Annotated in this window: 13 protein-coding genes; 9 read left to right on the top strand and 4 right to left on the bottom strand. The window is 70.0% G+C overall.

The features are described from left to right. Positions 1-40: 40 nt before the first annotated feature. The 3 genes from cobF to D7D52_RS03220 all read left to right on the top strand — a co-directional run bounded on the left by cobF (position 41) and on the right by D7D52_RS03220 (position 3,127). Positions 41-808: a precorrin-6A synthase (deacetylating) gene (gene cobF, locus D7D52_RS03230; RefSeq protein ID WP_120734982.1), complete on the top strand. Its 768-nt coding sequence runs from the start codon at positions 41-43 to the stop codon at positions 806-808. 210 nt (positions 809-1,018) lie between these two features. Next, positions 1,019-1,753, top strand: a complete 735-nt coding sequence (locus D7D52_RS03225) for an AMP-binding protein (protein WP_342775237.1) — start codon at positions 1,019-1,021, stop codon at positions 1,751-1,753. A 78-nt stretch (positions 1,754-1,831) separates the two neighbouring features. Next, on the top strand, positions 1,832-3,127 hold the full coding sequence (locus tag D7D52_RS03220; protein ID WP_120743758.1) for a lipase family protein: 1,296 nt from the start codon (positions 1,832-1,834) through the stop codon (positions 3,125-3,127). A gap of 32 nt (positions 3,128-3,159) precedes the next feature. Here the strand turns inward: D7D52_RS03220 and D7D52_RS03215 are convergent, their stop codons facing one another. Continuing rightward, positions 3,160-3,534, bottom strand: coding sequence for a winged helix-turn-helix transcriptional regulator (locus D7D52_RS03215; protein WP_120734980.1), 375 nt, complete (start codon positions 3,532-3,534; stop codon positions 3,160-3,162). Between the two features lie 69 nt (positions 3,535-3,603). Here D7D52_RS03215 and D7D52_RS03210 point away from each other — a divergent pair, with 69 nt between their 5' ends. Together D7D52_RS03210 and D7D52_RS03205 are read left to right on the top strand one after the other, a co-directional pair. Next, on the top strand, positions 3,604-4,266 hold the full coding sequence (locus D7D52_RS03210) for a nitroreductase family protein (RefSeq protein ID WP_120734979.1): 663 nt from the start codon (positions 3,604-3,606) through the stop codon (positions 4,264-4,266). 53 nt (positions 4,267-4,319) lie between these two features. Beyond that, a complete protein-coding gene (locus D7D52_RS03205; protein ID WP_120734978.1) occupies positions 4,320-5,186 on the top strand; it encodes an Fpg/Nei family DNA glycosylase in 867 nt (288 codons plus the stop codon). Positions 5,187-5,223: 37 nt separating this feature from the next. Here the strand turns inward: D7D52_RS03205 and D7D52_RS03200 are convergent, their stop codons facing one another. Next, the gene (locus D7D52_RS03200) at positions 5,224-5,913 is read right to left on the bottom strand and encodes a pyridoxamine 5'-phosphate oxidase family protein (RefSeq protein WP_120734977.1); all 690 of its coding nucleotides are present in this window, start codon (positions 5,911-5,913) and stop codon (positions 5,224-5,226) included. 172 nt (positions 5,914-6,085) lie between these two features. On the opposite strand from D7D52_RS03200, the gene pdxR reads away from it, so the two are divergent. From pdxR to D7D52_RS03185, 3 genes are all read left to right on the top strand, one after another. Next, entirely contained in the window at positions 6,086-7,468 is a 1,383-nt protein-coding gene (pdxR, locus tag D7D52_RS03195; RefSeq protein ID WP_222932777.1) for a MocR-like pyridoxine biosynthesis transcription factor PdxR, read from the top strand. After that, on the top strand, positions 7,465-7,710 hold the full coding sequence (locus D7D52_RS03190) for a DUF2630 family protein (RefSeq protein WP_120743756.1): 246 nt from the start codon (positions 7,465-7,467) through the stop codon (positions 7,708-7,710). Before pdxR ends, D7D52_RS03190 begins: the two co-directional genes overlap by 4 nt. Before the next feature lie 117 nt (positions 7,711-7,827). Next, positions 7,828-9,429, top strand: a complete 1,602-nt coding sequence (locus D7D52_RS03185; RefSeq protein WP_120734976.1) for a carboxylesterase/lipase family protein — start codon at positions 7,828-7,830, stop codon at positions 9,427-9,429. 1 nt (position 9,430) lies between these two features. Here the strand turns inward: D7D52_RS03185 and D7D52_RS03180 are convergent, their stop codons facing one another. Continuing rightward, a complete protein-coding gene (locus tag D7D52_RS03180; RefSeq protein WP_120734975.1) occupies positions 9,431-10,669 on the bottom strand; it encodes a hypothetical protein in 1,239 nt (412 codons plus the stop codon). A gap of 63 nt (positions 10,670-10,732) precedes the next feature. Then, complete coding sequence (locus D7D52_RS03175; protein ID WP_120734974.1) at positions 10,733-11,494, bottom strand: crotonase/enoyl-CoA hydratase family protein; 762 nt, start codon at positions 11,492-11,494, stop codon at positions 10,733-10,735. Positions 11,495-11,609: 115 nt separating this feature from the next. Between D7D52_RS03175 and D7D52_RS03170 the strand changes: the two genes are divergently transcribed. Beyond that, entirely contained in the window at positions 11,610-12,239 is a 630-nt protein-coding gene (locus tag D7D52_RS03170; RefSeq protein ID WP_120743755.1) for a TetR/AcrR family transcriptional regulator, read from the top strand. Positions 12,240-12,246: the final 7 nt, after the last annotated feature.

Below are 12,246 nucleotides of genomic sequence, written 5' to 3'. Positions count from 1 at the left end.
GCAAGCTTACGCACCGCGGCGCCTGGCAAGCTTGGGCCCCGTGCGGAAACTGTTTGTGATCGGAATCGGGGCGGGGGACCCGGACCAGGTGACGGTGCGGGCCGTCAAGGCGATGCGCCAGGTGGACGTCTTCTTCGTGATCGGCAAAAAAGGCGATGGCACCCAGGAACTCGTGGACGTGCGCGCCGCCATCCTCGCCGAGCACGCGACCCAGCCGCACACGGTCGTGGAGATCGCCGACCCGCCTCGCGACCGGACCGTGCCCGGCAGCGGCGCGGACGCCGCCTATCAGGGCGCGGTCACCGACTGGCACGAGGCGCGGGCCGAACTGCTGGAGCGGGCCTTCGCCGAAACCGACGGCGTGGGCGGCATTCTCGTCTGGGGCGACCCCTCGCTCTACGACAGCACGCTGCGCATCGTGGAGCGTGTTCTGCGGCGCGCGCGAATCCACTTCGACTACGAGGTGATTCCCGGCATCACCAGCGTCCAGGCCCTGGCCGCCGCGCACCGGATGGTGTTGCACGAGATCGGCGAACCCCTGCACATCACCACCGGCCGCAAACTGCGCGACGACGGCCTCGCCGCCGGCCAATCCACCCTGGTGATGCTCGACGCCGACTGCTCCTTCACCCATATCCCCGGCGACGACATCCACATCTGGTGGGGCGCCTACCTCGGCATGCCCGACGAAACCATCATCGAAGGCCCCTTGCGCGCCGTCGAACACGCCATCACCGCCCGCCGCACCGAACTCCGCCAGTCCAAGGGCTGGATCATGGACATCTACCTGCTGCGCCGGGGGCGCTGAAGGGTCCGGCCAAGGGCGCCAGGTGGCCACGGATATCTACCTGCTGTGCCGTCCGAGAACGATGCTGCCTGCTGCCGCTGTCGGTCCTGCTGGCTGCTGCCGAAGAATACCGCCACCGGCGCGCGTCCTGACGTTCTTGCCTCTTGCCTTCGGATGTGCCAGCAGCCCCTCGGGCCACTACCTCGACGAGTTCGTGCGGGCAAATGGCCTTTGGCACCGAAGGCGCCGCGGCGGCGCAGCCTGTTGGTGTGCGCGGCCTTCGATCCGGCGTTGACCTGGCGGGTGCTCGAGCGGTTCGGGGTCACCAATTTCGCTGCGGCGCCGACTGTTTACCGGGCGCTACGCAACAGTGCGGTGCCGGACGGGGTGGCGTTGCGGCGGTTGTCCTCGGCGGGGGAGCCGCTCACGCCGGATGTCATCACCTGGTCCGAACGTGCCTTGGGGTTAGCCATTCGCGATCACTACGGGCAGACCGAGACCGGGATGACGGTGGTCAATGCCTGGCATCCGGATCTGTTGGCGGACATCAAGATCGGGTCCATGGGGCGGCCGATGCCGGGCTACACCGTCGAGATTCTCGGGCTGGACTCCGAGGAGCCCGCGCCGGCGGGCGAGGCGGGGCGGGTGGCCATCGCGACCTCCAGCCCGCTGCTCACATTCCGCGGCTACCGCAACGCGCCCGAGGCCGGTGCGGCACGCTTCACCGCCGACGGGAAGTGGTATCTGACCGGCGATGTCGCCTCCCGCGACGAGGACGGCTATCTCACCTTCGCCTCCCGTGACGACGACGTCATTCTGAGCTGCGCGGACAATTCCAGCACTGAGCCCGCCCGTGCGCCGCGGCTCGTGCACATTCACAAACGAGGCGCGGCGCAGTCGGGATTCCGCCAATTGCGCTGCGGTTTTGCGTGCGGTGAGCTGAGTCATGTGCGGGTGCGGCTGTGACCTCGCACATCCAAGGCAACGGAGCACTGGGAGGGCGAAGTGAACAGGTCCCCGCTACGGCGGCTGACGGTGGCGGTGATGTCGGCCTGCCTGACGGTGGCGGCGGCCGGGGTGGCCGCGGCCGATCCGGAGTTCCCGCCCAGCTTCCCGCCCGATCAGAACCAGCTGCCGCAACTCCCGTCCGAACCGCAGCTCTACGATCTGCTGCCGATCCCCAGCCCGGATCAGGACCCCTGGTACGACGATCCGGCGAATCTCGCCGACTACGCGCCCGGTGAGATCGTGCGCAGTCGCGAGGTGCAGACCCGGCTGCTCGGGCTGCCGGTGCCGGTGTACACCAAACAGCTGCTGTACCGGTCCAACGACGTGCACGACAATCCGATCGTCACCGCCACGACCGTGATCGTGCCGGGCATTCTGTGGGCGGGCAGCCCGCGGCCGGTCGTCTCCTTCCAGGAGGCCATCGACTCCACCGACTCGGCGTGCAACCCCTCGCACACGCTGCAGACCGGGACCATGAAGGAATCCACGCTGGTGATGTACTGGCTGGCACAGGGATTCGCGATCAACGTCCCCGACTTCGACGGAAAGTTCAACACCTTCAACACCTATGGTGAAGGCAAGATGGTGCTCGACAGCCTGCGCGCGGTGAAGAACGATCCCGCGCTGGGGCTCACCGACTCCGGCTTCGCGCTCTACGGCTACTCCGGGGGCGGGTCCGGCTCCCTGCGGGCCGCGGAACTGCGGCAGAGCTACGCGCCCGATGTGCGGCTGCTGGGCACCAGCATCGGCGGCACCCCCGGCAACCTGCTCGCCGAGGCGGAATTCGCCACCAAGTCCGAACCCGGGCTGACCGGGATCAGCAACTTCACCATGTGGCTCGGATTCGCCAGCCTCGCCCGCGAATACCCGGACATCTTCAAGCCGGAGGACCTGCTCACCGAGGAGGGGCAGGGCCTGCTGAAGGACTTCCAGAGTCGTTGCTATGCAACCATTGCCGCGCAGGGCGCGTACCGGCCCATCAGCGCCTACTACCAGCCCGGCAAGTCACTCGAGACCTCGCCGCAGGTCGTGAAGGTGCTCGAGGACAACAGCCTCGGCCACTACATCCCCGACTCCCCGATCCTGTGGTGGCACGGCATGTGGGACGAACTGATCCCGCCGTCGGTGGTCCTGCCCACCGTCGACTCCTACTGGGACCGCGGCGCCGACCTGCGCTTCTACACGGTGCCCGTGCCCGAACACGTCACCAACGCCGTCACCGGCTGGATCCCCGCCGTCGCCTGGCTCAGCGCCGTGCTGCGCGGCCTCCCGCCCGGCCCGAAATTCAACGCCCAGTTCACCCCGCTTCCCCCGGGGTTCCCCGGCAGCTGAGGCAGCCGGGAGCGTGCCGCCCGCGACAGTCGTCAGTCGCGGGCGGCTCGCGCTCGTTCGATCTCGTTGATGTGCTCCTCGGTCCACAGTCGTAGCGCCGCAATGGGTTCGGCGAGACTGCGCCCGAGGGCGGTGAGTTCGTACTCGACCCGGGGCGGAATCGTGGGATGCACGGTGCGGGTGAGGAATCCATCGGATTCCAGACTGCGCAGGGTCTGGGTGAGCATCTTCTGCGAGACACCGCCGATGCGACGGGACAACTCCGTATAGCGCAGGGTGTCGTGTTGCAGCAGCGAATCGATCACCAGCACGGTCCATTTGCCCGCGATGTGATCGAGAACCTGCCGGGTGGGGCATTTGGCCGAGTAGACGTCGGCCGGCAGGCCCGAGGATTCGACGATCGTCACCTTTTGGAGAGTAGCGCACTAATTAGTGCTGTCTTCCCGAAAGAGTGCCACTCTCCAATAGTTAGTGGCATGACACAGCTCAGCGTCGCCGACGCGATTCGCACCCGCCGCACCGTCCGCCACTATCTGCCCGACCCGGTTCCCCCGACCACGTTGCACACGCTGCTGGCGTTGGCCATGGAAGCCCCCTCCAGCTGGAATCTCCAGGATCGCGCGGTCGTCGTGGTGACCGACCCGGCCGGCCGCGAAGGCTTGACCTGGGCGACCGGCGGTCAGCCACAACCCCGGGAAGCGCCGGTCGTGCTGGTGTTCGTGGCCGAACCCGAAGCCTGGCGTGGTGACCGCGCCGACATCTTCGATCTGGCCCGAAGAAATCAAGCCTGGTCGGAGGAGTTCATCACCGGCTTCGCCGCCGCCTCCACCGAATTCCAGCAGGGCCTGGAAGCGCGAGACCTGTTGCGCGAGTACGCGATCAAAGACGCCATGATCGCCGCCACGTACCTCATGCTCGCCGCCACCGAACTCGGACTGGCCACCTCCCCGATGAACGGCTGGGACGAGGGCAAGGTCAAGAAGGTGATCGGCATCGAGGATCGCGAGGACCTGGCCATCGCCCTGCTGGTATCCGTCGGCTACGCGGCCGAGACCCGCCGCCATCCGGGCCGGCGCGCGCACGACCACACGGTCTTCCACGGGACGTACACGAAGGACCGGGTGGAGGCTGGCTACTGACTCGCCGCGGCTCGGGGACGGACAGTGTCGGTGAGGGTCGGTAGGCTGCGCTTGTGCCCGAATTACCGGAGATCGTGGCGCTCGAGCAGTTTCTGGCCGAGCATGCGGTGGGCGCGGTTGTGGGGCGGGTCGATGTCTCGGCGTTGAGTGTGCTGAAGACGTTCGATCCGCCGGTGACCGCGCTCCAGGGGCGTGATGTGACCGGGGTGGGGCACTGGGGCAAACATCTCGGGATGGACTGTGATGGGCTGTGGCTGATCACCCATTTGTCCCGGGGCGGCTGGCTGCGGTGGGTGGACGAGCCGGCGGCGGCTCCGCCCAAACCCGGGAAGGGGCCGCTGGCGCTGCGGGTGCATTTCTTCACCCCGGAGGGGGCGACGCCCGCCTTCGACCTCACCGAGGCGGGCACCAAGAAGCGGCTGGCGGTGTGGGTCACCAGCGATCCGCTCTCGGTGCCCGGGATCGCGCGGCTGGGGCCCGATGCGCTGGCGGTGAGCGAACCCGAATTCGCGGAGATCCTGCGCGGCACGTCGCAGCGGGTGAAGAACGCGCTCACCGATCAGACCTTGATCGCCGGGATCGGCAATGCCTACTCCGACGAAATCCTGCACACCGCAAGGCTTTCCCCGTTCGCCAATGCGGGCACCCTGGACGACGCGCAGGTGACCGGGCTGTATTCGGCCATGCGCGCCACCCTGGCGGACGCCATCGAGCGTTCGGTGGGCCAGGACGCCGCGCGCCTCAAGGGGGAGAAGCGTTCCGGCTTCCAGGTGCACGCTCGCACGGGACTGCCGTGTCCGGTCTGCGGTGACACCGTCCGCGAAGTCTCCTACGCGGACAAGTCCTTTCAGTACTGCGCGACCTGCCAGACCGGCGGCAAGATCCTCGCCGATCGCCGGATGTCGCGGCTGCTCAAATAGTTACGCCGGCGCGCGAGAAACGCCGGCGCTGAAACGACTACGCCAGCGCGACGGTGTCGCTGCACCGCCGCAGGACATGCGCCGGAGTCTCGATCCCCGGCGCCAGATCGTCGGCGGGAATCGGGGCGTCGAAGACCTGCCGCATGGGCAGCACGCCCGCCCACACGCCGCCCGCGGCGATATCGTCGGCCTCGTCCCGCGGACCCCCGGCGCGCGTCTTGACCGACGCCTCGGTGAGGTCGAGGGCCAGCACGAGGGTGGCGGCCAGTTCCTTTTTGTTGGGGGAGCGCACCGCATCCCACGCGCCGGGCGCGGCCTGATCCACGATCATTTGCAGGGCGTGCATGCGCTCGTCCGGATCGGTGAGCTCGACCGGGCGGCCGTGGATCACCGCGGACCGGTAGTTCATCGAGAAATGCATGGCCGAGCGCGCGTACACGATGCCCTCCACATGCGTGACCGTCAATGACACGTCGCCGGTCATAGCGGCCCGCAGATTGCCGGAACCGGTGGACCCGTGCAGGTAGAGGGTGTCACCGTCGCGCCCATAGATGGTCGGGATGACAACCGGGGTCCCGTGCAGCACGACGCCCAAATGGCAGATCAGGCCGGCGTCCAGCACCGCATCCAATTCCGCGCGATCGGCGCCGCCCCGCTCCTTGTACCGGGTGAGGCTGCTGCGGAGCGTGGGTGACAATGGGGTCCGAGTCGAAGCTGTCTCACTCATGAGTCCAGTGTCGAGCGGCAACTGGCATTCCTGAATAGCCAATTCCGCACAAGATCCACAGACCACTTCGGAGAATGCAGTCCTGCCGCGCGGACGCCGAGCGTCGTGAGTGGCATGCTGAGGGGGATTGGTTGTCGGGTGTTCGGGAGGCCACTTGCGGGGAAAACGGCTGGTGGATGATGATCTGCCGTTCATGGTCGATCGGGAGAGTGGTACGCCGCTTGCGGTTCAGGTGGCCAGTGGGTTGCGGGCGGCGGCGGTCGGCGGGGTGCTGCGGGGTGGGGATCGGCTGCCGTCGTCGCGGGAACTCGCGGCGCGGCTCGGGGTGAGCCGGACTGTTGTGATCGCGGCCTATGACCAGTTGCATGCGGAGGGCTGGCTCGATGGGCGGCACGGGTCGGGGACCTATCTGACGGCCGCGCCCGCGCCCGGGGGCGCGCCGGGCGAGGGGGCGGAGCGGGTTGATCCGCTGGCGGGTCTGCTGGATCTGGCCGCGGGGGCACCGTCCATCGAGACGCTCGACGCCGGCGCGTGGCGGCGGGCGTGGCGGGGGGCTTCGGATCGAATGCCGCTGGTGCGCAAGGACCGTCGGGGTGAACCCGAGTATCTGGAGGCCGTCGCGGAGCATCTGCTGCGGCATCGGGGGCTGGGTGCGGGCAGCGGCAGCGCGGTGCTGGCCACCGCCGGAACCAGTGCGGCCGCCGGTGAACTCGCGGCGGCGCTGCTGCGTCCGGGGGAGGTGGTGGCCCTCGAGGATCCCGGATATCAGCGGGCGGCGGGTGCGTTCCGGGCGGCCGGGGCGCGCGTGGTCGCGGTGCCCGTGGACGCCGAGGGCCTGCGGGTGGACCTGCTGCCCGAGGACGCCCGCCTGGTGTATTGCACTCCCGCCCACCAGTTTCCGCTGGGCGCGCGCATGCCTGCCGCCCGCCGGGTCGCGCTCGTCGAATTCGCCCGGCGGGTGGGCGCTCTCGTCATCGAGGACGACTACGACGGCGAATTGCGTTACGACACCGCACCTTTGCCGCTGCTGGCCACCCTGGCGCCGGATGTGGTCGTGCACTTGGGCACCACCAGCAAGATCCTGACCCCCACCCTGGGCGTCGGCTGGCTGGTCGCCGACCCGGCCGTCGCCGCGGCGGTCCTGGCGTACCGGGAACTCACCGGTACCGCCCCCGCCCCGGCGGGCCAGCAGGTGGTGGCCGAGCTGGCCCGGCACGGGGATCTGGCCCGGCACCTGCGCCGCCTGCGCCGCGAGATGCCGCCGCGCCGCGCCCTCGTCGTGGACGAACTGCGCGGACGCGGCCTCGAGGTGCGCGGTGACGACGCCGGTTCGCATGTGTTCGTCCCGCTCGCCTCGGCCGAGCAGGAGGATCGGGCGGTGGCCGCCGCGCGGGCGGAAGGCGTCCATCTCGACGCCCTCGCCCGCCACCACGTCGGCCCGCGTCACACCTTCGGCCTGGCCCTCGGTTATGCCGCCCTGCCGCGGGCGGAGCTGCCGCGGGCGGTCCGGTTGGCCGGGGATGCGCTGGCCCGGGTCGTAGAGTGGACCGCATGACCGAAAAGGACATCCACGCGCGTATCAAGGAACTCGTGGACCGTGAGCACGAGCTGCGCGCGCAGACCACCGGCGGCGCACTCGACCCCGAGGACGAGCGCCGGCAGCTGGCCGAGATCGAGGTGCAGCTGGATCAGTGCTGGGACCTGCTGCGGCAGCGTCGCGCGCGCCTCGACCAGGGCCGCAATCCGGACGAGGCCGAGGTCAACTCCGCTCGACAGGTCGAGGGCTACCTGCAGTAGCGCCACCCTCCGGATTCTCCGGGGCAGCCCGCGCGGCCGCCCCGGAGCCCGGAATTGTCGCCCTTTTCGAGACGTCTGTCCCTGGGACCTCTCGAGAAGTCGGTCTACCCTTTTCGAATGGTGGCAACGACAGACATCACGACCGCGGACGGCGTCGTCCGCGGGATCCGGGGCCGCCGCGTGTCACGCTGGCGGTCCATTCCTTTCGCGGCGCCCCCGGTGGGCGAGTTCCGGTTCCGGGCGCCGCGTCCGGTACAGCCCTGGAGCGGGGTGCGGGACGCCACCGACTTCGGTTATGCCGCAGTGCAACACCGCGACGGCGCCCGCATCGGCCCCCGCCAGCAGCAGCCCACCGGCGAGGACTGTCTGACGCTGAACGTGGTGGCCCCCAACGATCCTGCCGCCGCACCCCGCCCGGTGATGGTGTTCATCCACGGCGGCGGCTATGTCATCGGCACCTCGGCGTTGCGCCTGTACTCCGGCGCCCGGCTGGCATTGCGCGGCGACGTGATCGTGGTGTCGATCAACTACCGGCTCGGGGTGTTCGGTTACGTCGACTTCGGCGAATACTCCACGCCCGACCGGCCGTTCGACGCCAACCTGGGTCTGCGTGATCAGGTCGCGGCGCTGGAATGGGTGCGGCGCAATATCGGCGCGTTCGGCGGCGATCCGAACAATGTCACCATCTTCGGCGAATCCGCCGGCGCGCACGCGGTGCTCTCGCTGATGTGCACGCCCGCCGCCGCGGGGCTGTTCCATCGCGGCATCGCCCAGAGCGCGCCCGCCGACTGGGGACCGACCCGGGCCGAGGCGCGCCTGTTCGCCCGCCGCTGTCTCGACGAACTCGGGGTCGACCCCGGCGACGCGGCGCGGGCGCTGCGCACCGCGGGCGCGAACGACCTGCGCCGGGCCGCCGACCGCGCCATCTCCAAGGTGATGCGCGAACAGCCGGGGTTGTTCCCCGTCGCCCCGGTGGTGGACGGCGATTACCTGCCCGCGCCCATCATCACGGCGTTCACCGAGGGCACCGCGCACCGGCTACCGCTGATCATCGGCACCAACCGGGACGAGGCCACGCTGTTCGTCCGCTTCGACGACACCCTGCCCACCACCCCCGACCGCATTCGCTGGGTGCTGGGCCACGTCGACCAGGCGGTGCACGAGAGCGGCGAGGCGTCGACCGGTCTGGGCCAGATGATGCCCACCTCGGCGCGGGAACTGCACGAGACCCTCGCCGACCCCGGCGTCGAATCCCGGGTCGCCGCCGCCTATCCCGGCTTCCCGGGCAAGCGCGCGGCGGTCCGCATGGGCGGCGACTTCACCTTCTGGCGGCCGTCGGTGCGGGTCATGGAGGCGCACAGCCGCTACGCGCCCACCTACGCCTACCGCTACGATTTCGCCCCGCGCGCAATCCAATTGGCGGGATTCGGCGCCACCCACGCGCTGGATCTGGTGCCGGTGTTCGGGGCGGTGGACTCGGTGGTCGGCCGGGCCATGACCGCCGCGGGCGGGCATCGGGCCTTCCGTGAGGTGTCGCATCAGTTCCAGGACAACTGGCTGTCGTTCGCCCGCACCGGCACCCCGCTGCCGAACTGGCCCGCCTACACAGAGGAGCGGCGCGCCACGCTCATCCTGGATGCGCCGACCCGCGTCGAGAACGATCCGGATCGCGCCAAACGCCTTGCCTGGCAAGGAGTCCGGATCCCCGCCCTGACGTGAGCTACCACGGTTTCCCGGACAGGCCCAGCTCGGCGAGCGCGGCCGCGGCGAGCGCGGTCAACGCCTCCGAGGTGGGGATGGCCTCGGGATCCAACCCGACCAGCGACAGCGTGTAGGTGTCGGCGATGCGGGTCAGGTAGCCGGAGAGCCGGGTGCGCGGCAGCGCGTCCGCACGCAGCCCGGGATGGATGGCGCGCGCCGCCACCCCGGTGCAGGCGTGCGGACCCAGGGCCAGCAGGGATTCCGGCAGATTGCCGATATTCGAGCAGAGGATGTCGCGTTCGCCCGCGCCCCTGGCCAGTCGGTACGCCAGCCGCTCGGGGATCACCTGCAACAGTTCCTCCGGAATCCCGCCCGGACTGGTCATGCGGTGCTCGTAGGCCGCGCGCGCCTGCCGGCGCAGGGTGGCCGGGGTGTCGGCGCGGGTGATGGCGACCTCGGTCATGGACATGTCGTTGTCCACGCGCGGTTCGTCGCGGGTGTCGACCGGGAGGCTGGCGGCAATCGTGTCGCCGGGAAAACCGCTGGCCCACAACATGTTCGCGACCAGGTACACGAACAGGCTGTTCGCGGTGCCCGCGTGCGAGACGGCCACCCGATTCCAGTCGCGGGCCGGAATCTCCAGCACGGCCGCGCAGGTGGCCGCATTCGCCTTGGCGGGCAAGGCTTTTCGGTCCGGCGGGGCGCTCGGCCGGGCCGGGATGCCGTGGCGCAGCGCGCGGGCGGTCCCGCCCAGGACGGTGGCCCACATGCGCCGGGCGTCGGCCCAATCCGAGTGGCCCGCCAGCGGTGCGGCCAGCGGGGTGCCCGAGAGCGCGTTGTCGATGGCCAGGGTCAGTGCCCGGCCGTCGGCGAGGGCGTGCGAGCAGGTCAGCGCCACCAGGCAGCCGCCGTCGTCGAGGCGGGCGGCCGACAGCCGCCAGCCGGGGCCCAGTTCCGGATTCAGGTCCGCGCCCTGCGCGTCGGCCCAATCCAGCAGCGCCGCAGCCGCGATCGGCTCCGGGGTCATGGTGAACGGGTGGGCCGAGACATTGGTCTGCCATCGGGGCCGGGCGCCCGGGATCCGGGAGCGCACCACCCGCCGCCCGAGCGGTCCGGTGCGCAGGTCGCGGTGCACTCGCCAGAGCAGGGCGGGATGCACGGGTTCGGCGGTACGCCAGAGTCCCTGCAGGGCGATCGGGGTGCCCATGCCCCGATGCGACCGCAGGAAGATCTCGTCCAGAACGCTCAGCCGATTCATCGAACGGCAAGCGTACCGATCGGTTGCCTATGGCGCTGCCGGACGCCGCGCACCGGGCCCGCGTCAGGCCGGACGGCCGTGCCGGCCCGCCCCGGAGGCGAAGCGCTGCGCCCCGTCGAGGGCGCCGTCCATGAGTGCTTTCATGCCGTGGCGCAACTCGTTGGCGATCGCCTCTGGTTCCTCGAGACCGTTCTGTTCGAGCACCGACAGTCGGTCCGAACGTAGGCAGGTCTGCGGGAGAGCGGCCAGTTCGAGCGCGAGTTCCTCGGCGGCACGGCGGGATTCGCCGGTCGGCACCACCCGGGTGACCAGGCCGATCTGCAGCGCCTCGGGCGCGCCGACGGCCCGGCCGGTGAGGATCAGATCCATGGCCCGGCCCTCGCCGATGATGCGCGGCAGCCGCACGGTGCCGCCGTCGATGAGCGGCACCCCCCAGCGCCGGCAGAAGACGCCGAAGGTGCTGTCCTGCTCGGCGATTCGCAGATCGCACCAGAGCGCGAGTTCGATACCGCCCGCGACGGCGTAGCCGGAGACGGCGGCGATGACCGGTTTGGAGAGCTTCATGCGGGTCGGGCCCATCGGGCCGTCGCCGTCCTCGGTGACCGCGTTCGAGCGTTCGGTGCCCAGCGCCTTGAGGTCGGCGCCCGCGCAGAAGGTGCCGCCGTCGCCCCAGAGCACGGCGACCGCGGCGGTGGGGTCGGCGTCGAAGTCGCGGAAGGCGTCGGCGAGGGCCTTGGCGGTGGGGCCGTCGACCGCGTTGCGGGCTTCGGGGCGATGCAGGATCACGGTGTAGACGGGGCCGTTGCGCTCCACTCTGACTGTCACGGGGGCGACGTTACGCCGTAAAAGGTGACTGCGGCGCGGAGCGCCTCGAAAGAAGGGTGGTGGTGGGCGACGGGTGGGCTTGCGTCAAGAAATGAATCAGTGGTTCACTTCTTTCATGGCCTATCGGAGAACCCCGGCTGTCCAGGCGCGTCTGGATGCTCAAGCGGGCGTTATCGTGCGATCCGCCATGACCGTGCTGTCGCGAGACGGGTTCGCCGGACTGTCCATGGCCGCGGTCGCCGCCGAGGCCGGGGTCGCCACCGGCACGGTCTACAAGAACTTCAGCGGCAAGGCCGAATTGGTGACCGCCGTCTTCCGCGAGGTCGTCACCCGGGAGGTCGAGGCGGTCGCCGCGGCCGGGGCGGCGGGGGAGGGGCGCAGCGCCGCCGACCGCGTCACCGCCGCTGTCGAAACCTTCGCCGGACGCGCCCTCAAGAACCCCAAGCTGGCCTACGTGCTGCTCGCCGAACCGGTCGACGCGGCCGTCGACGTCGAGCGCTTGCGTTTCCGCCGCGCGTTCGCCGAGACCTACGTCAACGCCATCGCCGACGGGGTCGCGAACGGTCAACTGCCGCCGCAGGATCCGCGCACCTCGGCCACCGCGCTGGTCGGGGCGATCGGCGAGGTGCTGGTCGGCCCGCTGTCGGAACAGCTGCACAGCGAATCGGTGCTGCCGGAACTGGTCGCCTTCGCGCTGCGCGCGCTCGGCGTCCGGCCCGAATCCCGCGGCGTCCCCAACGAATAGGAGTCAC

It is taken from the genome of Nocardia yunnanensis, from assembly GCF_003626895.1.
Taxonomy (GTDB): Bacteria; Actinomycetota; Actinomycetes; order Mycobacteriales; family Mycobacteriaceae; genus Nocardia; species Nocardia yunnanensis.
Note: the sequence above shows the minus strand (reverse complement) of the source record. Positions and strands in the feature narration are given on the sequence as shown.

What these genes read in the sequence shown, in the direction of transcription:
- D7D52_RS03220 (WP_120743758.1), top strand. Translation starts at nt 1,832, where the DNA reads ATGTCGGCCTGCCTGACGGTGGCGGCGGCCGGGGTGGCCGCGGCCGAT.
- D7D52_RS03210 (WP_120734979.1), top strand. Translation starts at nt 3,604, where the DNA reads ATGACACAGCTCAGCGTCGCCGACGCGATTCGCACCCGCCGCACCGTC.
- D7D52_RS03200 (WP_120734977.1), bottom strand. Translation starts at nt 5,913, where the DNA reads ATGAGTGAGACAGCTTCGACTCGGACCCCATTGTCACCCACGCTCCGC.
- D7D52_RS03190 (WP_120743756.1), top strand. Translation starts at nt 7,465, where the DNA reads ATGACCGAAAAGGACATCCACGCGCGTATCAAGGAACTCGTGGACCGT.
- D7D52_RS03185 (WP_120734976.1), top strand. Translation starts at nt 7,828, where the DNA reads ATGGTGGCAACGACAGACATCACGACCGCGGACGGCGTCGTCCGCGGG.
- D7D52_RS03180 (WP_120734975.1), bottom strand. Translation starts at nt 10,669, where the DNA reads ATGAATCGGCTGAGCGTTCTGGACGAGATCTTCCTGCGGTCGCATCGG.
- D7D52_RS03170 (WP_120743755.1), top strand. Translation starts at nt 11,610, where the DNA reads ATGGCCTATCGGAGAACCCCGGCTGTCCAGGCGCGTCTGGATGCTCAA.